The 25,986-nt window shown below is 65.8% G+C and carries 20 protein-coding genes and 3 tRNA genes; 7 read left to right on the forward strand and 16 right to left on the reverse strand.

Annotation, left to right across the window (positions count from 1 at the left end; genetic code table 11):
* Positions 1–68: 68 nt before the first annotated feature.
* Both ACSQ19_RS02645 and ACSQ19_RS02650 read right to left on the reverse strand, forming a co-directional pair.
* Positions 69–2,612, reverse strand: a complete 2,544-nt coding sequence (locus ACSQ19_RS02645) for a glycoside hydrolase family 3 N-terminal domain-containing protein (protein WP_435999823.1) — start codon at positions 2,610–2,612, stop codon at positions 69–71.
* Between the two features lie 126 nt (positions 2,613–2,738).
* Positions 2,739–5,510 carry a TonB-dependent receptor gene (locus ACSQ19_RS02650; protein WP_435999825.1) on the reverse strand — a complete coding sequence of 924 codons (2,772 nt, stop codon included), beginning with the start codon at positions 5,508–5,510 and terminating at the stop codon, positions 2,739–2,741.
* Positions 5,511–5,787: 277 nt separating this feature from the next.
* On the opposite strand from ACSQ19_RS02650, the gene ACSQ19_RS02655 reads away from it, so the two are divergent.
* The 5 genes from ACSQ19_RS02655 (at position 5,788) to dxs (ending at position 12,493) form a co-directional block, all read left to right on the forward strand.
* Positions 5,788–7,176, forward strand: coding sequence for a glycoside hydrolase family 30 protein (locus ACSQ19_RS02655; protein ID WP_435999827.1), 1,389 nt, complete (start codon positions 5,788–5,790; stop codon positions 7,174–7,176).
* A gap of 83 nt (positions 7,177–7,259) precedes the next feature.
* Complete coding sequence (locus tag ACSQ19_RS02660) at positions 7,260–7,733, forward strand: LEA type 2 family protein (RefSeq protein ID WP_436001070.1); 474 nt, start codon at positions 7,260–7,262, stop codon at positions 7,731–7,733.
* Positions 7,734–7,773: 40 nt separating this feature from the next.
* Positions 7,774–9,567, forward strand: coding sequence for an acyl-CoA dehydrogenase C-terminal domain-containing protein (locus ACSQ19_RS02665; protein WP_299342691.1), 1,794 nt, complete (start codon positions 7,774–7,776; stop codon positions 9,565–9,567).
* A 94-nt stretch (positions 9,568–9,661) separates the two neighbouring features.
* Positions 9,662–10,315, forward strand: a complete 654-nt coding sequence (locus ACSQ19_RS02670; RefSeq protein WP_299342689.1) for an HNH endonuclease — start codon at positions 9,662–9,664, stop codon at positions 10,313–10,315.
* A 270-nt stretch (positions 10,316–10,585) separates the two neighbouring features.
* Positions 10,586–12,493 carry a 1-deoxy-D-xylulose-5-phosphate synthase gene (dxs, locus tag ACSQ19_RS02675; RefSeq protein ID WP_435999829.1) on the forward strand — a complete coding sequence of 636 codons (1,908 nt, stop codon included), beginning with the start codon at positions 10,586–10,588 and terminating at the stop codon, positions 12,491–12,493.
* Between the two features lie 45 nt (positions 12,494–12,538).
* Here the strand turns inward: dxs and ACSQ19_RS02680 are convergent, their stop codons facing one another.
* From ACSQ19_RS02680 to uvrB, 13 genes are all read right to left on the reverse strand, one after another.
* On the reverse strand, positions 12,539–13,582 hold the full coding sequence (locus ACSQ19_RS02680) for a TraB/GumN family protein (RefSeq protein ID WP_435999831.1): 1,044 nt from the start codon (positions 13,580–13,582) through the stop codon (positions 12,539–12,541).
* Between the two features lie 87 nt (positions 13,583–13,669).
* Positions 13,670–14,140: a cupin domain-containing protein gene (locus tag ACSQ19_RS02685; RefSeq protein ID WP_299342684.1), complete on the reverse strand. Its 471-nt coding sequence runs from the start codon at positions 14,138–14,140 to the stop codon at positions 13,670–13,672.
* A gap of 102 nt (positions 14,141–14,242) precedes the next feature.
* Positions 14,243–14,319: transfer RNA gene (locus tag ACSQ19_RS02690), tRNA-Pro, on the reverse strand.
* Between the two features lie 86 nt (positions 14,320–14,405).
* Complete coding sequence (locus ACSQ19_RS02695; RefSeq protein WP_055936060.1) at positions 14,406–14,762, reverse strand: MerR family transcriptional regulator; 357 nt, start codon at positions 14,760–14,762, stop codon at positions 14,406–14,408.
* Positions 14,743–15,042 (reverse strand): integration host factor subunit alpha, encoded by a 300-nt coding sequence (locus ACSQ19_RS02700; RefSeq protein WP_055936063.1) that lies wholly within the window; start codon positions 15,040–15,042, stop codon positions 14,743–14,745. The genes ACSQ19_RS02695 and ACSQ19_RS02700 overlap by 20 nt, the downstream gene beginning before the upstream one ends.
* A gap of 56 nt (positions 15,043–15,098) precedes the next feature.
* The gene (pheT, locus tag ACSQ19_RS02705; protein ID WP_435999835.1) at positions 15,099–17,492 is read right to left on the reverse strand and encodes a phenylalanine--tRNA ligase subunit beta; all 2,394 of its coding nucleotides are present in this window, start codon (positions 17,490–17,492) and stop codon (positions 15,099–15,101) included.
* A gap of 78 nt (positions 17,493–17,570) precedes the next feature.
* Positions 17,571–18,566 carry a phenylalanine--tRNA ligase subunit alpha gene (pheS, locus tag ACSQ19_RS02710; protein ID WP_435999837.1) on the reverse strand — a complete coding sequence of 332 codons (996 nt, stop codon included), beginning with the start codon at positions 18,564–18,566 and terminating at the stop codon, positions 17,571–17,573.
* A gap of 188 nt (positions 18,567–18,754) precedes the next feature.
* Positions 18,755–19,114 (reverse strand): 50S ribosomal protein L20, encoded by a 360-nt coding sequence (gene rplT / locus ACSQ19_RS02715; protein WP_299342678.1) that lies wholly within the window; start codon positions 19,112–19,114, stop codon positions 18,755–18,757.
* A gap of 10 nt (positions 19,115–19,124) precedes the next feature.
* A complete protein-coding gene (gene rpmI / locus ACSQ19_RS02720) occupies positions 19,125–19,322 on the reverse strand; it encodes a 50S ribosomal protein L35 (RefSeq protein WP_014160066.1) in 198 nt (65 codons plus the stop codon).
* Between the two features lie 338 nt (positions 19,323–19,660).
* Complete coding sequence (gene infC, locus ACSQ19_RS02725) at positions 19,661–20,185, reverse strand: translation initiation factor IF-3 (protein ID WP_299343815.1); 525 nt, start codon at positions 20,183–20,185, stop codon at positions 19,661–19,663.
* 48 nt (positions 20,186–20,233) lie between these two features.
* Entirely contained in the window at positions 20,234–22,141 is a 1,908-nt protein-coding gene (gene thrS / locus ACSQ19_RS02730; protein WP_436001072.1) for a threonine--tRNA ligase, read from the reverse strand.
* A gap of 268 nt (positions 22,142–22,409) precedes the next feature.
* A tRNA-Val gene (locus ACSQ19_RS02735) sits at positions 22,410–22,484 on the reverse strand.
* Between the two features lie 75 nt (positions 22,485–22,559).
* On the reverse strand, positions 22,560–24,581 hold the full coding sequence (gene uvrB, locus ACSQ19_RS02740; protein ID WP_299342676.1) for an excinuclease ABC subunit UvrB: 2,022 nt from the start codon (positions 24,579–24,581) through the stop codon (positions 22,560–22,562).
* 237 nt (positions 24,582–24,818) lie between these two features.
* On the opposite strand from uvrB, the gene ACSQ19_RS02745 reads away from it, so the two are divergent.
* Both ACSQ19_RS02745 and ACSQ19_RS02750 read left to right on the forward strand, forming a co-directional pair.
* The gene (locus tag ACSQ19_RS02745) at positions 24,819–25,298 is read left to right on the forward strand and encodes a GspH/FimT family protein (protein ID WP_435999841.1); all 480 of its coding nucleotides are present in this window, start codon (positions 24,819–24,821) and stop codon (positions 25,296–25,298) included.
* 111 nt (positions 25,299–25,409) lie between these two features.
* Positions 25,410–25,486, forward strand: a tRNA-Asn gene (locus ACSQ19_RS02750).
* 70 nt (positions 25,487–25,556) lie between these two features.
* Here the strand turns inward: ACSQ19_RS02750 and ACSQ19_RS02755 are convergent.
* Positions 25,557–25,985, reverse strand: coding sequence for a type IV pilin protein (locus ACSQ19_RS02755; protein ID WP_435999843.1), 429 nt, complete (start codon positions 25,983–25,985; stop codon positions 25,557–25,559).
* Position 25,986 lies beyond the last annotated feature (1 nt).

Consider the following 25,986-nt stretch of genomic DNA (forward strand, 5'->3'; position numbering starts at 1 on the left):
CCGCGCGATTGCAACTTGCACTGCGTCAGCCGCGCCCCGGGGCCCTGCGGCCATGGGGCGTGGCTGGATTACCGGGCGCACTTCACCACATCGGCGCCGTCGGCGGCACCGGCCACCACCTGGATGTTGGTGAAAGCGGCTGCGAACGGCGCATCGGCGCTGATGCTGAAAGGCGTGTCGACACCGGTCAGGTCAGCTCCGAGCTTGCCGAAGCAGGCCAGCGGAACCTTGACCGTCTGCTTCTTGCCGATGGCATCACCGGAGAACGTCGCGGTCAGATCGAGGCTGGCGCCGCAGTTCGCACCGCAGCCGACGGTGAACTGTACCGGCTTGGTCGGTGCCTGCTTCACCACGACATCGAACTGCACCACGCCACGCGCGGTCGCCATCGCCGCCAGGTTGTTGTTCGACGGATTGCGGGCGAAGAAGCGCGCGGGCGCCAGCCAGGTCACTTCCTTCGCGTCCTGCTGGGTGTTGACCTGCACGGTCGCCACCTGCAAGGCCGGCTTGGCCTGTGGCCAGCGCTGGACGGTGTTCATGTCCGAGCCCACCGCCTTCTCTTCATTACCCGCCGCCATCTGGAGGCTGAAGGGCGCGATGTCGGACTGCTTGAAGATGCCCAGCGCAGTTGCATCGCCGCAGCTGGCCGTCGCATCTTCCGGCAGCTTGCCGACCGTCTTCGTGTCGCCGTAGCGCAGGCCGCTGTCCAACGCGAACTGCGGCGTGCTGTCCGCCTTCGGACAGGCGACGGCGGGCCACGGGAACGTCAGCTTGCCGCGGAAGTCGTGTGCCGCCTTGCCGTCCGCTCCCGCTACCAGAACGTCGGTGACGCCCTTGCCTTCCGTGCCCGGCAGCCAGGCCGCGACGAAACTGTTCGACAGGTTGATCAGGTCGTTGGCGTACAACGCGCGCCCGGACAGGAACACCGTGACCACCGGCTTGCCCGTCGCCGCAGCGGCCTTCAGCACCGCCAGGTCTTCGGGGTGGCGCCGGCTGTGGGCCATCGAATCGGACGGCACGATGTCGCCGTTGGTCTCGGCATACGGCGTTTCGCCGATCGCCGCGACGATGACGTCGTAGCTGGTCGGGTCAACACCCTCGGCGCTGTCGCGCAGGACGACGTTGGCGTCGCCGAGTTGCTCGCGCAGGCCGGCCGCGATGCTGTCCGCGTTCGGGAAATCCGCATTCGTGTTGTCGGTACCTTGCCAGGTCAGCGACCAGCCGCCGGTCTGGTTGGAGATGCTGTCGGCGCTCTTGCCGACCAGCAGCACGCGCTGCCCCTTCTTCAGCGGCAGCGTGGCGCCGTCGTTCTTCAGCAGCACCAGCGACTCCCGCGCAGCGCGACGTGCGAGATCGCGGTGCACCAGCGATTCCGGCTTGCCGGCGAACTGGCTGGCGGATGGCTTGTGTTCCCACAGGCGTGCGCGCAGCTTGACGCGAAGGATGCGGGTGACGGCGTCGTCGATGCGCGCCTGCGGGATCTCGCCCGACTTCACCTGCGCGATGGTATTGGCGATGAAGGTCTTCCACTTGTCGGGGACCATCACCATGTCGATGCCGGCGTTGATGGCCTGCGGGCAGCTGTCGTCGCTGCAGCCGGTCACCTGGCCGATGCCGTTCCAGTCCGACACGACGAAACCGTCGAAGCCCATCTTGTCCTTCAACGCCACCGTCAGCAGGTCGCGTGCGCCATGCATCTTGCCGTAGTCCTTGCCGGCAGCGACGTCGTTCCAGCTGTTGAACGACGCCATGACGGTCTGCACGCCGGCCTCGATGGCCCCGTAGTAGCCTTGGCCGTGGACGTTGATCATCGTGGACTGCGTGACCGTGGCGTTGCCCTGGTCCTTGCCGCCGTCAGTGGCGCCATCGCCGATGAAATGCTTGGCAGTGGCGACGACATTGCCGTCCTTGTCCAGCATGCCCTGCATGCCCTTGACGTACGCGGCGGCGTACTCGCGGATCAATGCCGGCTGCGAGGAATAGCTTTCATACGTCCGGCCCCAGCGCGCGTTCTGCGCGACCGCGACCGTCGGGGCAAACGTCCAGGTCACGCCAGTGGCACGCGTGGACTGTCCCGTGGCTTCGGCGATGCGCTCGATCAGTTCGACGTCGTGCGCGGCACCCAGGCCGATGTTGTGCGGGAAGATGGTCGCGCCGTACACGTTGCTGTGGCCATGCACGGCATCGGTCCCCCAGATCACCGGCACGGGGATCTTCGCATCGGTCGACATGGATGCGTCGTAATAAGCGTCCGCCAGCTTGACCCAATCCTCCACCTTGGCCCGCTTGTTCATCGCCGGCCAGGAGCCGCCGCCATTGAGCACCGAGCCGATGTAGTACGTGCGCACTTCGGCGGGCGTGATCGCCTTGATTTCAGGCTGCACCATCTGGCCGATCTTCTGCTCCAGCGTCATGCTGGCCAGGATCTCGGCCACGCGCGCTTCCACGGCGGCATCCTTGGCGAAGCTGCTTTTCAGCGCCGGCCAGTCCTTCAGTTCCGCCGCATCGCGCGGTGTCGCCGCGGCGGCTGCCGGTTCGGGTTGCTTCTTGTCCGTACACGACATGCAGGCCAGAAGACTGGCTCCGAGCAGGGTCATTCGGATCGGATTCACGCACTTCTCCTTGGTGGCGGCGCGCAGGGACTCCCGACAGGATCCGCGCCTGGGTGACAGCCCGGCGGGACGCAGGCATTGCGCTGCGTCCCGCCAGGTACGGCGATGGTCAATACGGCCCGGGGATCACAGCTTGTAGCGGAAGCCCAGCAGGTACTGGCGGCCGTACTCGGTGTATTCCTCCGGGAAGAAGAGGTTCGGATGCGTGCCGGAGCTGACTTCGGTGCGGAAGGGCTCGTTGTTGACGTTGTTCACCTGGAACAGAATCGACAGGCCCGACAGACGGCTCGACTCCGGGAAGTCGTAGCCCAGCTGGAGGTCGATGGTGCGTTCGTTCAACGTGTAGCGGTAGGTGCGCTGGTTGAAGATCGAGCCGTACTCACCACGGTAGGGATCGCGGAAACGCTGGCTGACACGCGCCGAGAAGCCGTGCTTCTCGTAGTACACCGTGGCGTTGGCGACGATCTTGGACAAGCCCGGGAACGTATCGGTGCCCGATCCGATGCCCGGGCCGTCGGGATCGATCGACGACTCCGTGTACGACGCATTCAGCAGCAGGCCGAACCCGTCGAGGGCATCGTGCAGCAGCTCGCCGCCCAGCGCGGTCGAGAATTCGTAGCCGCGCATGTAGCCACCGGTGCCATTGGCGGGTGTGGAGAACACGCCCAAGGGGGAAGCCGGTGGCTCGGTGCCTTCGTAGTCGTAGCCGGAGAAGTCCCAGGGAATCTCGCGCGTGTAGATGTACGAGTCCATGTCCTTGTAGAACGCCGCCAGGGCGACATAGCTCGCTTCGCCGAAATACTTTTCGATCGAAAGGTCGTAGGCGTTCGCACGATAGGGCTCCAGCGCCGGATTGCCGCCGCTGCCGCGCCATTCGGACGGCCCGCCCTGCGACGTCTGCACGTAGACGCTGGCGCGCGCGCCCATGTCGTTGATGCGTGGGCGCATCATCTCGCGGGCCGCGCCGAAGCGCAGGTTCCAGCCGTTGCCGAAGTCGGCGACCAGGTTGAGGCTGGGCAGGATGTCGCCATACGAGGCGCCCGCCGTGCCGGCCACCAGTGCCTGTCCGTTCTCGTTCTGCTGGATGACGATGCCCTGGGACGTCTGGTCCGTGCGGATGTACTGCACGCCGGCATTGCCCCGCAGGCGCACCGTATCGGTGAGGTCCATGTCGAGGTTGGCCTTGAAGTAGAACGTCTTCACGTCCTCCTCGGTGATCGCGTCCTTCTGCAGGTCGTCGTTGGACTCGCTGATGTACACGTCGTAGTAGCGCGACAGCAGCGCGCGCGGGTCGTAGGTGATGACGTGACCCATGCCGGCGAAGCCGAGATCGGTGGGCGAGGACAGCAGCGAAGGGTCGATCAGTGTCGGCGTGCGGCCCGGCAGGTCGGCGAAGTACACCTCCGCGCTCTTCTCCTTGGTGCGCTTGCTGACATGGAAGCCGGCATCCCAGCTGCGCAGGAAGTCGGAGGACTCGATCACGTGGTTGACGGCCACGCGGAATGCCTTCATTTCGTCCTTCTGGTGGCTGTCCTCGAGGCGACCGTCATGACCCCAGTTCTGCGGATCGCGAAGGTAGACGGCGGAGGGATCCGACATGTCGGGCAGTGCGTAGTAGCCGTAGCCGGGCGACAGGCGCACGCGGAAGTCGGCCGAGACGCCCCCCAGCCGGCCCGCGTAGGTTTCGAGCTTCGATTCCTCGACCTTGGCGCGCGAGTAGCTGAGGTCGCTGGTCAGCGTCCACGTGTCGCTGATCTTGAACTCGTTGTTCCAGCCCGCCGAGAACAGACGCGACTCGCGGGTGTTGTTGTCGTTGCGGATCGCCGGCTGGATGCCGCTCAACGTGCCGCCGGTGACCACCGGGGTGCCGTGGTAGTCCGTCGTGCTGACGTTGCTGTAACTGACCGCGCCGCCGTTGAACCAGGGGTCGTTGCTCCACATCGCACCGCGCATCCACTCCTCCTGGTCGAAGCGCGACGCGTACACGTCCAGCACGCTGTGCCAGCGGTCGTTCGGCTTGAATTCCAGGACCGCCATGACGCCGTCGCGCGTGGTATCGCGCGATTTCACCCACGCTTCGGCGCCCTGCAGGGCGATCGCGTCCACCGGCTTGCCGGGCTGTGGTGCGCCCCACATGTCGGTATTGGCCCACCACCACGACTTGTAGTGCTTTTCCTGGAACGGGGCATCCATCCGCGCAACGCCGATGGCGAAACCGATGGTGTCGTCGGCGAACTGGTCCACGTACGACGCCGAGACGCGGTAGCCCTTGTTGTCGCCGCCCTCGGTGAGCTGGTCGAAGGAATTCGTTTCGCCCTGGCCGGTGAACACGATGCGCCGCTCATCGAACGTCAGCGGCCGGATGGACTGCAGATCGACCGTGCCGGAGATGCCCTGCCCGATCAGCGACGCATCGGGCGTCTTGTAGACCGTGACGCCATTGATCAGCTCGGCAGGGTACTGGTCGAGTTCCACGCCGCGGTTGTCGCCGGTGGTGACCTGCTCGCGGCCATTCAGCAGCGTGCCGGCGAACTGTTCGGACATGCCGCGGATGTGGATCACCTGGCCGCGTCCATCGAGGCGCTGCATGGTCAGGCCCGGCAGCCGCGAAATCGAATCGGCGATGCTGATGTCGGGCAGCTTGCCGATGTCTTCCGCGGAGATCGCCTCGACGATCGAGGTCGATTCATTCTTGGTCTCGACGGCATTGGCGATCGCGGCGCGGATGCCGGTGACCTTCACCGTATCGAGGGTTTCGACGGTCGGATCGACCGGCGCTGCCGCCTGTTGTGCGCTTGCGATGACAGGAAACGCCAGCGCGAGGGCGCAGGCTGCAGCGAGATGCTGCTTGCGCGGCACACGGCGCGCGCAAGAATTCGTGGGGTGGTTCGCGTGCATCGTCTGGTCCCTCTCCGACCATGGTTGACAGCGCTGTCATATAGAAGCTTCAATGCACTGTCAACAAATTCCTAACAACCGTGACACGTTGACGCACGCACGAGCGAATCTGCGTGCTGCGCGACCGCTGCAACCGAAAATCACGCTGCGATGCAGCACCCGCTTTGCGTGGATTCCGGGAGGGATTCGCGACGCTCCGCGAGAGGACTCCGCCATGACGCGACACCCGCTTCGACGCCTGCATTCTTTCTTGCTGCTCGCCTGCACAGCGCTTGCGATGCCGGCCACGACCCGCGCGCAGGACGTCGCCGTATGGATCACGACCGCGGACCACAAGACAACGCTCGCCGCATCGACGCCGGCGACGTTCGGAGCCGCCGGATCGACAGAGCGGCCGCGCATCCTCATCGACGAGCAGGCGCGGTTCCAGGAGATGGTCGGTTTCGGCGCATCGCTGACCGACTCGTCGGCCTGGCTGATCCAGCACAGGCTCGACCCGGTCCAGCGCGACGCCCTGTTGCGCGAGCTGTTCGGCCGCGCGCACGGCGGCCTTGGCCTGAGCTTCTCCCGCCTGACGATCGGCGCTTCCGATTTCTCGCGCCGTCATTACAGTCTCGACGACACGCCCGATGGCAAACCGGATCCGGCGTTGGCGCATTTCAGCATCGAGGCGAATCGCGGCGATGTCATCCCGGTCGCGCGCGCGATGCTGGCGATCAATCCGCAGCTGAAGATCATGGCGTCACCCTGGAGTGCGCCGGCGTGGATGAAGGACACCAACAGCCTGATCCAGGGAACGCTGCTGCCACAGTACTACGATGCCTTCTCCCGCTACCTGCTGAAGTACGTCGATGCCTATGCCGCGGAAGGCATACCGGTCTTCGCGCTGACCGTGCAGAACGAGCCCGACTACGAACCGAAGGACTACCCCGGCATGCGCCTCAATGCGCCGGCGCGCGCGCGATTGATCGGCGACCACCTCGGCCCGATGATCGCGGCGCGGGGGAACGGTCCATTGATCTTCGACTGGGACCACAACTGGGATAAACCGCAGGAACCAATCGGCGTGCTGGCCGATGCGAAAGCGAATCCCCATGTGGCGGCCGTGGCATGGCATTGCTACGGGGGCAACGTGGCGGCCCAATCCCCCGTGCACGATGCGTTCCCGGACAAGGATGCATATATGACGGAGTGCTCGGGGGGCGACTGGGAGCCCGTGCGCAGCGGCGGACTGCCCTTGCAGATGAAGAACATCATCATCCGCAGCGCGCGGCACTGGGCGCGCGGCGCCCTGTTCTGGAACCTGGCGCTGGACGAGAACAACGGGCCGTACGCGGGTGGTTGCAGCACGTGCCGTGGCGTGGTCACCATCGATTCGCGCACGGGGTCCGTCACCCGAACGGACGAGTATTACGCGCTGGCGCACGCGAGCCGCTTCGTGCGCCCCGGTGCGCATCGCATCGCATCCAGCGAGGCCACCCACGACCTCGACAACGTCGCGTTCCGCAATGCGGATGACGGCTCGCTGGTGCTGCTGGTCGCCAACGCCGCGACCCAGGCACGCCAGTTCAGCGTGGGCCAGGGCGGACAGGCGTTCGACTACACCTTGCCCCCACGCAGCGTCGCCACCTTCGTCTGGAAACCTGCTGCAACGCAGCACGACTGACCCGGATGGCGTAGCGCGCGTCGGCATCCCGCCCGCCATACGCCGTAGTATCCTGCCGCATCCCCTGACGGAGCCGCGGCATGATGCGACGTACTTCCCTGCTGGCACTTCTCGCCGTGGCCACTTTGCTGGCCGGATGCGGCGATGGCGTGATCAGGCGGGTCTCCGACCCCGCGGTCAGCGTGCAGCAGTTGACGGTGAAGGCGGATGGCCAATGGGCCGTGGACCTGCGACTGCAGAACTACAGCAGCATCCCGATGCGTTTCGACACCGTGGAGGTCGAGGTGCAGATCGGCGACCAGGACGCGGGCACGTTGCGCGCGACCCCCGGCCTGTCGGTCGGTCCGGAATCGGCCGATGTCGTCACCGTCGCGTTCTCGCCCAGCAGCGCCGCCCGCATCGTGGTGGCGGATGCCCTCGCCAGCCGCCGCACCCTTCCCTACACGCTCAAAGGCAGCGCCGGCGCGACACCGGAAGAAGCCAAGCAGCGCACGTTCGACATCGATACCCGCAACACCCTCAACCCCGTCCCCGGCCTGGACGGTGTGCTGCGCTGAGCGCGGCCCCACCCTCCCCTACGCGCCTCCGAGAAACCGCATGCCCGCGTCCTACAAAGCTCCCCTTACCGATCTGCGCTTCGCCCTGTACGACGTCCTTGGCGTCGAACCCCTGTTCCAGCGGCTCGGCTATGCCGACGCGACCCGCGACATCCTGGATGCCGTCCTCGACGAGGCCGCCCGTTTCACGGAGACCGTGCTCGCACCGCTGAACAGCGTCGGCGACGAGATCGGCAGCCAACTGGACAAGGCCACCGGCGAAGTCACCACGCCGCCCGGGTTCAAGGCCGCGTACACGCAGTTCGTCGAGGGCGGCTGGACCGGGCTGACCTCGGCGCCCGAGTTCGGTGGCCAGGGCTTGCCGCACACGATGGGCGTCCCGCTCAATGAACTGGTCAACGCCAGCAACCTGGCCTGGGGCAACTTCCCGCTGCTGTCGCATGGCGCGGTTGAAGCGCTGAAGCACCATGGCGAAGCGTGGCAGCAGGAGGTCTTCCTGAAGCCCCTGGTGGAAGGCCGCTGGACCGGCACCATGTGCCTCACCGAGCCGCACTGCGGTACCGACCTGGGCCTCCTGAAGACCAAGGCCGAACCTAACGCGGACGGCAGCTACGCCATCACCGGCACCAAGATCTTCATCACGGCGGGCGAGCACGACCTGACCGACAACATCGTGCACCTGGTGCTGGCCAAGTTGCCGGATGCACCCGCCGGCGCGAAGGGCATCTCGCTGTTCGTGACCCCGAAGTTCAAGGTGGCGAAGGACGGCACCGTGGGCGAGCGCAACACGCTGTCCTGCGGCTCGATCGAGCACAAGATGGGCATCAAGGCGTCGGTGACCTGCGTGATGAATTTCGACGGTGCGCAGGGTTACCTCGTCGGCCAGCCGCACAAGGGCCTGCAGGCCATGTTCACCATGATGAATACCGCGCGCCTCGGCGTGGGCCTGCAGGGCGTCGGCCTGAGCGAGCGCGCGTACCAGAACGCGCTGCGGTACGCGCGCGAGCGCCTGCAGACGCGCGCATTGAGCGGACCGAAGTTCCCCGACAAGCCGGCGGATCCGATCATCGTCCACCCCGACGTGCGCCGGATGCTGCTGACGATGAAATCGCTGATCGAGGGCAGCCGCCTGCTGGCGCTGCACGCGGGCAGCCTGATCGACGTGGCCAACCATGCCGAGGATGCCGCGGAGCGCGAGCGGGCCGACACGCTGGTGAGCTTCCTCACTCCGATCTCGAAGGCCTGCCAGACCGAGTGGGGCATCGAGAACACGTACCACGCGCTGCAGTGCTTCGGCGGCCACGGCTACATCCACGAACACGGCATGGAACAGCTGGCGCGCGATGCCCGCATCACCACGCTGTACGAGGGCACCACCGGCATCCAGGCGCTGGACCTGATGGGGCGCAAGACCGCCGCCACCCAAGCGGCGGGCCTGAAGCTGTTCCTGGCCGACGTGCATGCCTTCGTCCAGCAACACAAGGACGACGCGTCGCTGACGGAGTTCATCGATCCGCTTCAGCAGAAAGCCGCGGAGTGGGCGGGGCTGACGAAGAACATCCTGCAGCGTGCGGCGGCGAACCCGGAGGAAATCGGTGCAGCCAGCACCGACTATCTGTTCTACTCGGGCTACGTCGTGCTGGCCTACTGGTGGGCACGCAGCGTGGCAGCCGCCGACGCATCGACGCATGGCGATGCCTTCCGGCAGGCCAAGCGTGAGACTGCCCGGTTCTACTTCGCCCGCATCCTGCCGCGCACGCTGGCCCATGCCGCCGCCATCGAATCCGGCGCGGACACGCTGATGGCGATGGACGACATCCGCTTCGGCGAGTGATCCGGTACTGGAGGAGCGCGGGCGTCGCGCTCCTCCGAACAAAAGCCGCGCCGGATACACATTTCGTCAACATTTGGGTATAACCTGCTTCTCCATGGAAGCAGACAGAGCTCAGCTTCACCTGGTACAGACCGGTTCTCTTTCCTCGCCGGTTCCGTCTCCGTCGTCCCCCCGTCCCCACCCCGCCGCCCTGCGACTGCTGTCGCTGGATGCGCATGGCCGCGTGCTGGACTGGATCAACTGGCAGGACGCAACCTGTCTGTACGCGCGCGGTGCAGTCGCATGGACGCTGGGCGACCCCTGCCTGCATGTGCACGGCGGCGTCTCCCGGCTGACCGGCGAGCAGAGCCTGATCGAACTGCACCCGATCGTGGCCTCGCGCGGCCATGCCCGCGCGCATGCCCTGTCGCCCACGCCGACGCTCACCAACACCGCGCTGTTCGCCCGCGATGCCCATCTGTGCCTGTACTGCGGGCATGAGTACGCGCGCCCCCACCTGACCCGCGACCACGTGCTGCCCCTGTCCAAGGGCGGCAAGGACATCTGGGAAAACGTGGTGACGGCCTGCTTCCACTGCAACTCCCGCAAGAGCAACCGCACCCCGCAACAGGCGCACATGCCGTTGCTCGCGGTGCCGTACCGGCCGAGCTGGATCGAGCACCTGATCCTCTCGAACCGCAACATCCTGGCCGACCAGATGGCATTCCTGAAGGCCCAGCTGCCGAAGAAGTCCAAGCTGTCCGCTTGATTCACGGGCAGCATGCCCGGCCCACACGCGCGGAAAGGCGGTCGCCGACGCGAACCACGAGAGGTCGATCGCAAGCGCACGCGGCCATGCTGCCCGACCCGGGGACGCCCTGACGCACCCGCTGGCGAGGAACGCAGGGATGATGCCTGCCCGACCCTCGCCACGACCTTCCTGAACCGCCGTGGGGGACCCCACGCCGGCTTCACGCGCTTGCTTGCCCCACTTCACATCAGGGGGGGACAATGACGCCTCAGAAGAAGCCTGCTGCCGATGATCGCCCCCGACCGCTATCCCCGCCTTTCACGCATCCACGTTCCGGCCGACCTGCGCCAGTTCGACGAATCCGAACTGCCTGCCATCGCCGAGGAGCTGCGGGGCTACCTGATCGAGTCGGTGGGCAAGAGCGGCGGACACTTCGGCGCCGGCCTGGGCGTGATCGAACTGACGGTCGCCCTGCACTACCTGTTCGATACACCGCGCGACCGCCTGGTGTGGGACGTCGGCCACCAGACCTATCCGCACAAGATCCTGACCGGCCGACGCGACACCATCCACACGGTCAAGCAGAAGGACGGCGTGGCGCCGTTCCCGAAGCGCGACGAAAGCGAGTACGACACGTTCGGCGTGGGCCATTCGTCCACGTCGATCTCCGCCGCGCTAGGCATGGCGATCGCGCTGCAGCAGCAGGGCGACGACCGCAAGGTCGTGGCGGTGATCGGCGACGGCGCGATGACGGCCGGCATGGCCTTCGAAGCGCTGAACCATGCCGGCGGCATGGAGCCCGAGCCCAACCTTCTGGTGATCCTCAACGACAACCAGATGTCGATCTCCGAGAACGTCGGCGGCCTGACCAAGATGCTGGGCCGGCTGAGCAGCAGCCGCACGCTCAACGCATTGCGCGAAGGCGGCAAGAAACTGCTGGGCGACAAGAAGAAACCGCCGGCCCGATTCATGCGTCGCTGGGAAGAGCATTGGAAGGGCATGTTCGTGCCGTCCACGCTGTTCGAACAGATGGGCTTCCACTACACCGGTCCGATCGACGGCCATGACGTCGAAGCCCTGGTCGGCGCGCTGAAGACGCTCAAGACCCTCAAGGGTCCGCAACTGCTCCACATCCTGACCACCAAGGGCAAGGGATACGAACTGGCCGAGGGTGACCAGATCGGTTACCACGCCGTGGGTCCGTTCGATCCCGAGAAAGGCCTGGTCAGCAAGGGGGGTACGAAGAAGCCCACCTACACCGACATCTTCAGCGACTGGCTCTGCGATATGGCCGCCGTCGAACCCAGGCTGCTGGGCATCACCCCGGCGATGCGCGAAGGCTCGGGCCTGGTGCGCTTCAGCAAGGAATATCCCGAGCGCTACTTCGACGTCGCCATCGCCGAACAGCACGCCGTGACGCTCGCGGCGGGCATGGCCTGCGAGGGCAGCAAGCCGGTGGTCGCGATCTATTCGACCTTCCTGCAGCGCGGCTACGACCAGTTGGTGCACGACGTGGCGATCCAGAAGCTGGACGTACTGTTCGCGATCGATCGCGGCGGCGTGGTCGGCCCGGACGGGGCCACGCATGCGGGCAACCTGGACCTGAGCTACCTGCGTTGCGTGCCGCACATGGTCGTGATGGCGCCGGCGGACGAGAACGAATGCCGGCAGATGCTGAGCACGGGCTACCACTTCAATGGCCCGGCCGCCGTGCGCTACCCGCGCGGCACCGGCCCCGGCGTAGCGCTGCAGACGACGCTGGATACCCTGCCGATAGGCAAGGCGGACGTTCGCGTGCGCGGCAACCGCGTGGCGCTGCTCGCGTTCGGATCCACCGCTGCCGCTGCAGAACAGGTCGGTCGCGAGCTGGGCCTGACCGTGGTGAACATGCGCTTCGTGAAGCCGCTGGACCGCGACCTGATTCTCGAGCTGGCGAAGACCCACCAGGGCTTCGTCACCATCGAGGACAACGTGGTAATGGGCGGCGCAGGGTCCGGCGTCGCCGAACTGCTGAATGCCGAAGGCATCTCGCTGCCCGTGCTCCACCTGGGCCTGCCGGACGAATTCCAGCACCACGCCAGCCGTGAGGATCTATTGGCCGAAGCCGGTATCGATGCCAGCGGCATCCGCGCCAGCGTGCTGAAGCGCTGGCCTGTACTCGCGGCCACGCAGACACCGATGACCGCGGCGGGCTGAAGCCGCGCCGCGAGGTGAAGTGTCGCTGGTCCCGCGCAGCGCGCGTTACTCCGGCGCTTCCACCGTGTAGCCCCGCGCCTGCAGCGCCGCGAGATAGCCGTCGGGCTTCACCAGATCCCATACCGACAGCGTGGCGAAGGTGATGCGGTTCTTGCGCAGGGAGGCGTCCGCCATTTCGAGCCACTTCGCACGCACGCGGGCGTCGATATCGCGGACGCCGTGCTTGCGTGCCGTGTCGGTGTCGAACCACGCCGACTCGCAGGCGGCGCGCTCGTCGGCCCGGGCTCCATTGCGGATGGCCGTCCAGTCGCCCACCGCCCAGGCGCGCGCGCTGGCTGCGGATTGGGGGAGTTCGTGTTCGATCAGATCGAGCGTCTTCCGAAAGCACGCCAGGTCCTGCGGCTTCAACGTCTCCTTGCGGAAGTCCGCCAGGGCGCCCTTGGGGTCTTCCAGGGTGATCTTCAGCTGGGTCGGCGTGCGCTTCATGCCACGCGCCTTCAGCGCGCCCTCGATTACCGGGGTGACGACGCCGCCGGCATTCTGCAGGCCGCTGCGGGACAGGGCCTTGCCATAGAGTTCATAGACCGCAATCAGGGGACGCTTCTTCTCGACGCCGCCGTCGCGCCCCATGTAGCGCTGCTTCAGCACGGACCAGCGCGCGTACAGTTCCGGCGGAAGGACGTCCTGCAGCTTTTCGCCATCAGGATTCTTGGCGGCCTTCAGCGCCGAGGGCAGCATCGACAGGCCGCGGAAGAATCCGACATCGGCATTGACCGTCACGCCTGGCGGACCGAGGACCTCATCCGCCAGCTGCAACACCTGCGTCACTTCGTCCGATCGCCACGTCATGCCCTTGGGGAGCGGCGACTGGGTACCCAGCAGATAAAGCAGATGGTCGCCATGGCGCACCTTCCAAAGACCCGGCCCCGGCTGCATACCGGAGACGACGACCGCCTCCATGTCGATCACGCCTTTTTCGTCCACCACGACCGTGTCCGCACCGGTCGCTCCCGCATCCTGCGCGATGGCGATACCCGGCATCAGTGACAGCGACAGGCAAAGCAGCACTCGGTTGAACGACAGACGCATCCTGGCGACTCCATGTGGAAGAGTCGCGAGTGTGCCCGTGCCCAGGCGAACCGGCATGCAGTGCCGCGCAGCCGGGCGGGGAATCGTTCAGGCGACCTTGCCGCCCGCCTCCCGCAGCGTCCGCGCTACCTCGCTGCCGCTCTGCATCAGCTCGAACCCCTGCCAGCTGAAACCCGGCGATACCGAACAATCGACCAGCGTGAAAGCGCCCAGCGAACGTGCGCTTTGCCACACGCCGGCCGGCACGACCTGGTTGGATTGCCCGCCCCGCGCGGAGGTGTCCAGCTGGACCCGCGTCAGGGTGCGCTGGTCGGGATCGAACATCGACAGTTCCATCGGACTGCCGTCGTGCCAGTCCCAGACCTCGGTCGCGTCGACGCGGTGCCAGCGGGTCACCACGCCTTCCGGCAGCAGGAACTTGATGGCGGTCAGCGCGGGCCGCTCGATTCCGTTGACCTCGGTGCGCTTGGCGGACTCGTAGACGCGCCGGAAGTAGCCTCCTTCCGGATGCGGCGCCAGTTGCAGGTCACGGATCAGGGCATCGGTCATCGAAGGCATGGTCGGTCCTGCGCGTGATAACCGTGGGCCATCCTGCACGGCGGCGGACGACGGGCACAAAAAAGCCCACGCATGTGCGCAGGCTTGATGTCGAACCGCGATTGGTCGGGACGGCCGGATTTGAACCGACGACCCTCTGCCCCCCAGGCAGATGCGCTACCAGGCTGCGCTACGCCCCGAATCTCGCGGATCGGCCCGCCTTGCGACGGGCCGCGCATTATAGCCGGAATTCTTCGGCGACTCCCAGCAGGAGCGCCGCCATGCCTCACCGGCGGAGCAACTGGAGGATTTCCTCCAGCTCCATCCGCACCTGGCGCACGATCTGCGCGCTCATCGCCGATTCCTGCTTGGCGCCCTCACCCTCGAGGCGCAGGCGCGCGCCGCCGATGGTGTAGCCCTGTTCGTACAGCAGGCCGCGGATCTGGCGCACCATCAGCACGTCATGGCGCTGGTAGTAACGGCGGTTGCCGCGACGCTTGGCGGGCTCCAGGCTGGGGAACTCGGTCTCCCAGTAACGCAGCACGTGCGGCTTCACGTCGCACAGCTCGCTCACTTCACCGATGGTGAAGTAGCGCTTGGCCGGAATCGGCGGAAGCTCGCGGTTACTGCCCGGATCCAGCATACGTTTCCACCCGCTCCTTGAGTTTCTGCCCCGGCCGGAACGTCACCACGGTGCGCGCCGAGATCGGGATCTCTTCACCGGTCTTGGGGTTGCGGCCCGGACGCTGGTTCTTGCGCCGCAGGTCGAAATTGCCGAACCCGGACAGCTTCACCTGCCGACCCTGCTCCAGCGCCTCGCGCAGCACGTCGAAGTACGCATCGACGAATTCCTTCGCCTCGCGCTTGTTCAGGCCGACCTCGTCGAACAGACGTTCGGCCATTTCCGCCTTCGTCAAAGCCATGGATTACTGCATCCCCATTGCGGCCGTCACCGGCCCAGCCACTGCCTTCACACGCTTCATCCGCGGATCTTCGCGCCATGCGCGGCGTCGATCGCGGTGACCACGGCGGCCACGACCTGCGCCACCTCGCTCTCAGTGAGAGTGCGTGAGTTGTCCTGCAAAATCAAGCCCATAGCGAGACTCTTTTGACCGGATTCGACCCCTTGTCCCACGTAGCGGTCGAACAGCTGCACGTCCCGCAGCAACGGCCCCGCCGCCGCTTTCGCAGTGGCGGCGAGCGCCGCCCAGGACACCGTCTCCGGGACGACGAACGCGAGGTCCCGGCGGACGGACGGGTAGCGCGACAATTCCATCGCGCGCGGCAGCGCACGGACGCTCAACGGCGCTACGTCCAGTTCGAACGCGAACACCTCCGCATCCAGGTCCAGCCCGCGTTGCAGGCGCGGATGCAGTTGCCCGATCCAGCCCAGGCGCACACCGTCGCGGTAGACGTCGGCCGACCGGCCGGGGTGCCCATGGACGGCGGTCGAGGGACGGAATTCGAGGTTCGCGCCGGCCAGCGACGCCACGCTTTCCAGATCGCCCTTGAGGTCATGGAAATCGACCTTCCGCGACGCCGCGCCCCACTGTTCGCCGAGCGCCTCACCGGTGACGGCCGCAGCGATGCGCAGCGTTTCGACCGGCGCATCGCCGGGTCGGACCGGCGCGTGGAACACGTTGCCGATCTCGAACAGGCGCACGCGGCCCGCCTGGCGCGCGGCGTTGCGCTGCAGCGCAGCCACGACACCAGGCAGCAGCTGTGTGCGCATGATCGCCAGTTCCGCGCTGAGCGGGTTGGCCAGCGGCACGGCACCGTCGCTGGCGTTCCACTGCGAAAGCCATTGAGCGTCGACGAACGCGAAATTGACGGTCTCGAAATAATCCCGCGCCGCCAATTGGCGACGCACCATGCCCGGTTCGACCCTCGTCTCGCTGGGGGCCGCAATGCGGGTCGCGCCGCCGGGCAGTGTGGTGGGCACGCGGTCGTAGCCGTGGATCCGCGCGAGTTCCTCGATCAGATCTTCCTCGATGGCGAGATCGAAGCGCCGGCTCGGCGCAACAACGCGCCAGCCTTCCGCAACCGTGGTCGCCTGCAGGCCAAGGGCACGCAGGATGCGTTCGATCTCGGCATCGGGAATGTCCACGCCCAGCACGCGTGCCACGCGCGCGCGGCGCAGCAGGATGGTGGCGGCCTGCGGCAGGTGGTCGGAAAGCACGGCCTCGGTGGTCGGACCGGGCACGCCACCGGCCACATCCAGTATCAGGCGCGTGGCGTATTCCACCGCGATACGCGGCAATTCCGGATCCACGCCGCGCTCGAAGCGATGGCCGGCATCGGTGTGCAGGCCGAGTTTGCGGCTGCGCCCGATGATGGCGGACGGCACCCAGTGCGCGGCTTCAAGGAAGACATTGCGCGTGGCGTCGGTGACCCGTGTATCGAGCCCGCCCATGATCCCGCCGAGCGCGACGGCGCGCGCGCCATGGCCCCCCTGTCCATCCGAAACGACCAGGAAATCCTCGTCGAGCACGGCCGTGCGGCCATCGAGCAGGGCAACGGTCTCCTCAGCGCGCGCAGGACGCACGACGATGCCGCCCACCAGGCGGTCCTTGTCGAAGGCGTGCATGGGCTGGCCCAGCTCGAGCATCACGTACTGGGTCACGTCGACCAGGAAACTGATCGGACGCACCCCACTGCGGCGCAGGCGTTCGGCCATCCATACCGGGGTAGCTGCCTGGGCGTTGACGCCTTCGATCACGCGGCCGGCGAAGCGCGGCACCTTCGCCCCGGCCTCCAGCGCAACTTCCATCGTTACCGGGCTCTGCGCGTGCACCGGCGCGTCGTCCAGTGGCTTCACTTCACTGCCCAGCGAGGCCGCCACGTCGTACGCGATACCGCGCACGCTGAAGCAGTCGGCGCGGTTCGGCGTCAGCTTGATCTCGATGCTGGCGTCGGGCAGGCCGAGATAGCCGGCGACCGGCGTGCCGACGGGCGCGTTGGCGGGCAGTTCCAGCAGGCCGGAGGCATCGGCGTCGATGCCGAGTTCCTTGGCCGAGCACAGCATGCCGTTCGATTCCACGCCCCGCAGCTTGGCCGCCTTGATGGCGATGCCGCCGACATTGGCGCCGACCATCGCCAGCGGCGCGATCAGACCCGGGCGCGCGTTCGGCGCGCCGCATACGATCTGCAGCAGACCACCCTGCCCCGCATCCACCTGGCAGACCTGCAGGCGATCGGCTTCGGGATGCTTCGCGCATTCGACGATGCGCGCGACGATGACGTTTTCCAGACCCTCGCCCAGCACCGTGACGTCCTCGACCTCCAGGCCGATGGCAGTCAGCGTTGCGGACAGCTCATCGCGGCTGGCTTCGGTGGGGACGTGGCTGCGCAACCAGTTTTCAGAGAACTTCATCGTTCGTTGTCCGTAGGGCGGGTCCGGGCCCGCCGCCTTCAAGAGTCAGATATCGAGGGGTGCGTGCGGTGCGACGCGTTACGCGAACTGCTTCAGGAACCGCACGTCGTTCTCGAAGAACGCGCGCAGGTCGTTGACGCCGTAGCGCAGCATCGCGAAGCGCTCCACGCCCAGGCCGAACGCGAAGCCGGTATAGCGCTCTGGGTCGATGCCGCAGTTCCGCAGCACGTTCGGGTGCACCATGCCGCAGCCCAGCACTTCCAGCCAGCGCGTGCTGCCGTCCGGCTGCTGCCATGCGATGTCGACTTCCGCGCCCGGCTCGACGAAGGGGAAGTAGCTGGGGCGGAAACGCATTTCGAAGTCGCGCTCGAAGAACGCGCGCACGAACTCGGCCAGCGTGCCCTTGAGGTCGGCGAACGTGGAGTGCTCGTCCACCAGCAGGCCTTCGACCTGGTGGAACATCGGCGAATGCGTCTGGTCGCTGTCGCTGCGATAGACCTTGCCCGCCGCGATCATGCGCAGCGGCGGCTGATGGGCGTCCATGTAGCGCACCTGCACACCCGAGGTATGCGTGCGCAGCAGGCGGCCGTCGCCGAAGTAGAACGTGTCGTGCATGGCGCGCGCCGGATGGTGCGGCGGGAAATTCAGCGCCTCGAAGTTGTGCCAGTCGTCCTCGATCTCGGGACCGTCGGCCAGCTCGTAACCCAGGCGGCCGAAGATGTCGGCGATGCGCTCAAGCGTACGGCTGATCGGATGCAGGCCGCCGCGGGTGCCGTTGCGGCCGGGCAGCGTGATGTCGATGGTCTCGCCCGCCAGGCGCGCATCGAGGGCGGCGTCTTCCAGCACGGACTTGCGCATCGACAAGGCGTCGCCGATCGCATCCCGCGCACGATTGATGGCTTCGCCCGCCGCCTTGCGCTGGTCGGCGGGCAACGCGCCCAGTTGCTTCAGCTGGGTGGTGATGCTTCCGCTCTTGCCCAGCAGGGCGACACGCAACTGCTCCAGCGCATACGGCGACTGCGCCGCTGCGATGTCGGACAGGGCTTGCGTGGACAGGGATTCGATATCGCTCATTGGATGTCCATGAGAGGGTGTTTTCTCGTGGGAGCGACGTAAGTCGCGATGAGGCGCACGGAACGCCCATCGCGACTTACGTCGCTCCCACAGGGCAGAACCACAAAAAACAATGGGGAAGGACTCGCGCCCTTCCCCACGTGTTTCCGGCGATCGACTGCCGGAGTGCTTTACGGTGGAGACGCGGCTTACGCCGCGAGTGCGCCCTTCGCCTTTTCAGCCAGGGCCGCAAAACCGGCCGCGTCGTGCACGGCGATGTCCGCCAGCACCTTGCGGTCCAGGGTGATGCCAGCCTTCAGCAGGCCGTTCATGAAGCGGCTGTAGCTCAGGCCATTGATGCGGGCCGCCGCGTTGATACGCGTGATCCACAGCGAACGGAAGTTGCGCTTCTTCTGCTTGCGGCCGATGTAGGCGTACTGCTGCGCCTTGATGACCGCCTGCTTGGCGACGCGGAACACCTTGCGACGGGCGTTGTAGTAGCCCTTGGCCAGGGTGAGGACCTTCTTGTGACGGCGACGCGCCATCACGCCACGCTTAACTCGTGCCATGTCTCAGTCCTCAGAGGTAGGGAAGCATGCGGTTCAAACGGCCGCTGTCCTCGGCGCGAATGATATTCGTCGCACGCAGGCCGCGCTTACGCTTGGTCGCTTTCTTGGTGAGGATGTGGCTACGGTTGGCGTGGCCAGCCTTGAACTTGCCGGATGCGGTCTTGCGAAAACGCTTCGCCGCCGCCCGGTGGGTCTTGATCTTGGGCATTGCTATGTCCTTGACGGGTTTATGTCACTGATCCGGGCGGCACCCTTTCAACGCTTTGCGGCTGCGCCGCGAAGACTGAAAGGCCACTCTTTCCATCCATGCCCATATCGGCTTTTAAGTCGTTGATTCCAGAACGGAACCCCCGACGGGTCCATCGGCTGCGAGCAGCCTCCCGGCGTACCGGGCCGCGTATTATGCCCGCTGCTGTTTTCTCTTGCAAATCCGGCCACTTAGCGGAAAAGCGAAAGGCGCCTTGCGGCGCCTTCCCCTCACCCTTTGCCCTCTCCACGCTTGCGGGGCGAGGGGAACAGTAGGCGTCAGCGGCCAAGCCGCTGACATCACTTCTTCTTGGGGGCGATCATCATGACCATCTGACGGCCTTCCAGGCGCGGACGGGACTCGATGACGATCTCGTCGCCCAACTCGGCCTCGATGCGCGCGGCCATCTCGCGACCCAGCTCCTGGTGGCTCATCTCACGGCCACGGAAACGGATGTTGACCTTGACCTTGTCGCCTTCTTCCAGGAAGCGGCGGATGTTGCGCATCTTGATCTGGTAGTCGCCCTCGTCGGTGACGGGACGGAACTTGAGTTCCTTGATCTCGACCTGCTTGGTCTTCTTCTTGGCTTCGTTGGCCTTTTTCTGCATTTCGAACTTGAACTTGCCGAAGTCCATGATCTTGCAGACGGGCGGTTCGGCGTTCGGCTGGATCTCGACCAGGTCCAGGCCTTCGTCTTCCGCCTTGGCCAAGGCTTCGTCGCGCGAAAGCACGCCGATCATCTCGCCATCGGAACCGATCACGCGCACCCGCGGCACGCGGATCTCGTGATTCTTGCGGTTTTGCTTGTTGTCAGGGGTGCTGATGTTGCAGTCTCCAGGGAGGGGTGCACCGGTCCGCGATGGACCGGAACCTTATTGCGCGGCGTGCTCGCTGCGCAAGCGTTCGGCGAAGGCGGCAACGGACATGCTGCCCAGGTCTTCCCCGGAACGCGTACGCACGGCGATGGCGCCATTCTCCTTCTCGCGGTCGCCGACCACCAGCAGGTATGGCACCCGCTGCAGCGTGTGCTCGCGAATCTTATAGCCGATCTTCTCGTTCCGCAAATCGGCCGCCACCCGGAAGCCTTGATTTGCAAGGGTTTTCCTGACCTCGGCCACGTAATCGGCCTGGGCGTCGGTGATATTCATCACGACGGCCTGCTGAGGGGCCAGCCAGGACGGGAATGCACCAGCATGGTGCTCGATCAGGATGCCGATGAAGCGCTCCATCGACCCCACGATCGCCCGGTGCAGCATGACCGGGTGCTGGCGCTGGCTGTTCTCGTCCACGTACTCGGCGCCCAGGCGGCCCGGCATCATGAAGTCCACCTGCATCGTGCCCAGCTGCCAGGTCCGGCCGATGGCGTCCTTCAGGTGGTACTCGATCTTCGGGCCGTAGAAGGCGCCCTCGCCCGGCAGTTCCTGCCACTCCACCCCGCAGCTGCGCAGGGCGGCGCGCAGGGCGGCCTCGGCCTTGTCCCAGGTAGCGTCGTCGCCCAGGCGGGAATCGGGGCGCAGGGCGATCTTGATCTGGATGTCTTCGAAACCGAAGTCCGAGTACACCTTCAGCGCCTGCTGGTGGAACGCCGTGACCTCGGCCTCGATCTGGTCTTCCGTGCAGAAGATGTGGCCGTCGTCCTGGGTGAAGCCGCGCACGCGCAGGATGCCGTGCAGCGCGCCCGATGGCTCGTTGCGATGGCAGGCGCCAAACTCGCCGTAGCGGATCGGCAGGTCGCGGTAGCTGTGCAGCCCCTGGTTGAACACCTGCACGTGGCCGGGACAGTTCATCGGCTTGACCGCGTAGGTGCGGTTCTCCGACTCGCTGAAGAACATGTTTTCCTTGTAGTTGTCCCAGTGGCCGGACTTCTTCCACAAGGCGACGTCGAGGATCTGCGGGCAGCGCACTTCCTGGTACCCGCTGTCGCGGTAGACCTTGCGCATGTACTGCTCGACCACCTGCCAGATGGCCCAGCCCTTCGGGTGCCAGAACACCAGCCCCGGTGCCTCTTCCTGCAGGTGGAAGAGCTCCTGCTGCTTGCCGATCTTGCGATGGTCGCGCTTCTCGGCTTCCTCAATGCGCTGGATGTAGGCCTCCAGCTGCTTCTTGTCGGCCCAGGCCGTGCCGTAGATGCGCTGCAGCTGCTCGTTTTTCGCGTCGCCGCGCCAGTAGGCGCCGGAAATGCGGGTCAGCTTGAACGCCTTCAGGAAGCGCGTATTGGGCACGTGCGGGCCGCGGCACATGTCCACGTATTCCTGGTGGTAGTACAGGCCCATGGCCGTCACCTCCGGACCCATGTCCTCGATCAGCCGCAGCTTGTATTCCTCGCCACGTGCCTTGAAGACGTCGATCACCTCGGCGCGCGGCGTCATCTTCTTGATGACGTCGTAGTCCTGCGCGATCAGCTCCTGCATGCGCTGCTCGACCGCCGCCAGGTCTTCCGGCGTGAACGGGCGCTCGCTGTAGATGTCGTAATAGAAGCCTTCGGCGATGACCGGGCCGATCACCATCTTCACGTCCGGATACAGCTGCTTGACCGCATGGCCGACCAGGTGCGCGCAGGAGTGGCGGATGATCTCCACGCCCTCTTCGTCCTTCGGGGTGATGATGCGCAGCGCGGCATCGTGGTCGATGATGTCGCTGGCATCGACCAGCACGCCATCGACGGCACCGGCCACGGTGGCCTTGGCCAGGCCGGCGCCGATGGACTGGGCCACCTGCATGACGGAGACGGGATTCTCGAACTCGCGGCGGCTGCCGTCGGGGAGCGTGATCGTGATCATCGGTTGGGCTATCCAGTTGCCTGCGAACAGGGCTTTGGCATCGGAAAGTCCGGCCATGGATGGCCGGGCTGGTGTTCAGGGACGAACGAACGACATGAAAAAAGCGCCACGAGGGCGCCTACGGGATGCAGTGCCTCGGGCAATACCAGGTTCAGGCGGTGGTAGTGCTCATGTCGCACGCTCGGCCGGCGTTTCCGCGGGCCACCTCGTGAATACGGATGGCGCATCGGGCTGGCCCCAGAACTCCGGAATCCACGCTTTGGAAGCGTGGTGGGCGGTACAGGGTTCGAACCTGTGACCCCTACCATGTCAAGGTAGTGCTCTACCGCTGAGCTAACCGCCCGGTCTGCCCTTTGCAGGGGCGCGAATTCTAGCCCGGAAGCAGGGTCGCCGACAACCGCTGCGAACAGGGCATGCATCACCCCCCCAGGCTGGCCGCCTTGAGGCGCTGGATCTGATCGCGAAGGCGGGCCGCGTCCTCGAACTCCAGGTCGCGGGCGTGCTGGTACATCTGCTGCTCCAGCGCCTTGATCTTCGCTACCGCCTTGGCCGGATCCATCACCCCGTACTCGGCAGGTTCTTCCGCCACGCGACGCGCCTTGCCGCGGCCCGTCTTGCCCTCGTTGGCCGCCTCACTGCGGGCACCTTCCAGGATGTCCACGATGGGGCGCGCCACGGACTTCGGCGTGATGCCATGCTCCTGGTTGTACTCCACCTGCTTCTCCCGGCGACGACTGGTCTCGTCGATCGCCGCCTGCATCGAGCGGGTCATCTTGTCCGCGTACAGAATGGCCTTCCCGCGCAGGTTGCGCGCGGCGCGGCCGATCGTCTGGATCAACGAGCCCGTGGAGCGCAGGAATCCTTCCTTGTCCGCATCGAGGATAGCGACCAGCGACACCTCCGGCATGTCCAGGCCCTCGCGCAGCAGGTTGATGCCGACCAGCACGTCGAACTTGCCCAGACGCAGGTCGCGGATGATCTCCACGCGCTCCACCGTGTCCACGTCCGAGTGCAGGTAGCGCACCTTGATGCCGTGCTCGCCCAGGTACTCGGTCAGGTTTTCCGCCATGCGCTTCGTCAGCGTGGTGACCAGGACGCGGTCGCCCCACGCCACGCGCTCGTTGATCTGGGACAGGAGGTCGTCGACCTGCGTGCCTACGGGACGGATCTCGACTTCCGGGTCGATCAGGCCGGTGGGCCGCACCACGAGTTCGACGACCTCGCCCGCGGACTCGCGCATTTCATACGGTCCCGGGGTGGCGGACACATAGATGCTGCGGGGCGAACGCGCCTCCCATTCCTCGAAGCGCAGTGGGCGGTTATCCAGTGCCGAAGGCAACCGGAAGCCGAACTCCACGAGCGTCTCCTTGCGCGACCGGTCGCCCTTGTACATCGCGCCGATCTGCGGAATGGTGACGTGCGATTCGTCGATGACCAACAGCGCATCCGCCGGCAGGTAGTCGAACAGCGTGGGCGGCGGCTCGCCCGGGGCCTTCCCGGTCAGGTGGCGCGAGTAGTTCTCGATGCCGGAACAGAAGCCGACTTCGGCCATCATTTCCACATCGAACTGGGTCCGCTGCGCCAGGCGCTGGGCCTCGACCAGCTTGTTCTGTGCGTACAGCTGCTCCAGCCGGTCCTTCAACTCGATCTTGATCGTCTCGATGGCCGCCAGCACCCGCTCGCGGGTCGTCGCATAGTGGGTCTTGGGATACACCGTGTACCGCTGCAGCTTGCGCAGCGACTCGCCGGTGAGCGGGTCGAACAGGCTGATGCCCTCGACCTCGCCGTCGAACAGCTCGATCCGCACGGCCTCGGCATCGCTTTCGGCCGGATGCACGTCGATGATCTCGCCACGCACGCGGAACGTGCCGCGCTGCAGCTCGTACTCATTCCGCGTGTACTGCAGTTGGGTCAGGTGGCGGATCAGCTCGCGCTGGTCGATCCGCTCACCCACCGACAGGATCAGCCGCAGCGACAGGTAGTCTTCCGGCGCGCCCAGGCCGTAGATCGCGGAGACGGTCGCCACCACCAACGCATCGGGGCGCGACAGCAGCGTCTTGGTCGCCGCCAGCCGCATCTGTTCGATGTGCTCGTTGATCGAGCTGTCCTTCTCGATGAAGGTGTCGCTGGATGGCACGTACGCTTCGGGCTGGTAGTAGTCGTAATAGCTGACGAAATACTCCACCGCGTTGTGCGGGAAGAACGCCTTGAATTCGCCGTACAACTGGGCCGCCAGCGTCTTGTTGGGCGCCATGATCAGCGTCGGCTTCTGGACCTGCTGCACCACGTTGGCGATGGTGTACGTCTTGCCCGAGCCCGTCACGCCGAGCAGCGTCTGCTTCGCCAGCCCGGCCTGGAAATTCTCCACCAGCTTCTCGATGGCGCGCGGCTGGTCGCCGGCCGGCGAGTAGGGGGAAACGAGCTGGAAACGGTCGGTCATGGTGCACAACCCAGAGGCAAGCGAACGAGTATAGCGAGGGGGCGTGACGAGAGCCGCGGCGAATTCCTACATGCGGACAGGTCTGGACCTGATGGCGAGCAGATCAAACGACCGCGAACCTGACCCCACCCCATTCAAAAGGAGCTGTCGATGGCAAGGATGCCCTCGCTTCCCGCCCGGAGGAGTCCTATTGGCTCCACCATGCATACCCAAGGTTTCACTCTGATGGAAACCGCTGTGACCCTTTCCGTCCTGGCGCTCATGGTCGCCATCGGCCTGCCGTCGATGAGGGAGTTCCGGGCTCGACAGCAAGCCAATGCGACCGCGAACCTGTTGGTGTCCCACTTCGCATCGGCGCGCATGACGGCCATCAGCCACAACGTGCCGATCGTGGTATGCCCCAGCGATGGCGCCGGCACGTGCCGACAGGACACCGACTGGGGAGGTCATTGGCTCTCTTTCCGCGATCCGGACGGCAATCGCCAGCCCGACGACGGTGACGACATCTACAGAAACGAGACCGTGGTGGAAACACCCTTCATCCGTATGATCTCGACCCAGGGACGCCGACAGGTCCGCTACCAACCCACCGGCATGAGTTACGGCACCAATCTGACCATCCGGATCTGCTACGACGGCCACGTGGCCAGCAGCGTCATCATGAACAACAGCGGTCGAGCCCGTATCGTGCGAGGCGACCTCTCCACGGCGTGTTGAATGCCCTGCGGGGACCGGACTAGCGATGGCTGCCGGACATCCCGCGAGATTACCGGGTACAAAAGCCAAGGCTTGTCCCCGCCGGAATCGCTGGCTACAATACGCGCCCCCGCCCGAATAGCTCAGCCGGTTAGAGCACTTGACTGTTAATCAGGGGGTCGTTGGTTCGAGTCCAACTTCGGGCGCCACATTCAAGAAAAGCCGCATCGAGAGATGCGGCTTTTTTTTGATGACCGACGGTCAGACTGGTCCTGTGATCTACCAGCAGCCGGTCGTCGCCGGCGAACGGGTACCGGCCTGATTGATGGTGAGGGTGCCACAGCTGTCGCCCGCCTGCTTACCTATCGGCGTCGCGCTCAACGTGTAGGAACGCGCGGCCACTGCGGCGGGCGCCACCGTGTAGAACTGGGCGGTGTCCCCCTCGCAAGCGAAGGCTGCTGGCGACCCCGCCCCGTCGTAGGCGAGGGCGGTCGTGTAGAAACGCTCCATCTGCTGGGCGGCCTGCATGAGGCACGCCGTTCCTGCCGCACGACGGCTCTTGCGAATGTGTTCGTTATACGCAGGCAGCGCGATCGAGGCGATGATGCCGATGATCGCCACTACGACCATCAACTCAATCAGCGAGAATCCGGCGTGGGCCCCTGCCTTCGCACCCTGGCGCATAGATCTATCCATCTGCATCTCCATC

The sequence above is a fragment of the Pseudoxanthomonas sp. LjRoot127 genome (assembly GCF_964253495.1).
GTDB lineage: Bacteria > Pseudomonadota > Gammaproteobacteria > Xanthomonadales > Xanthomonadaceae > Pseudoxanthomonas_A.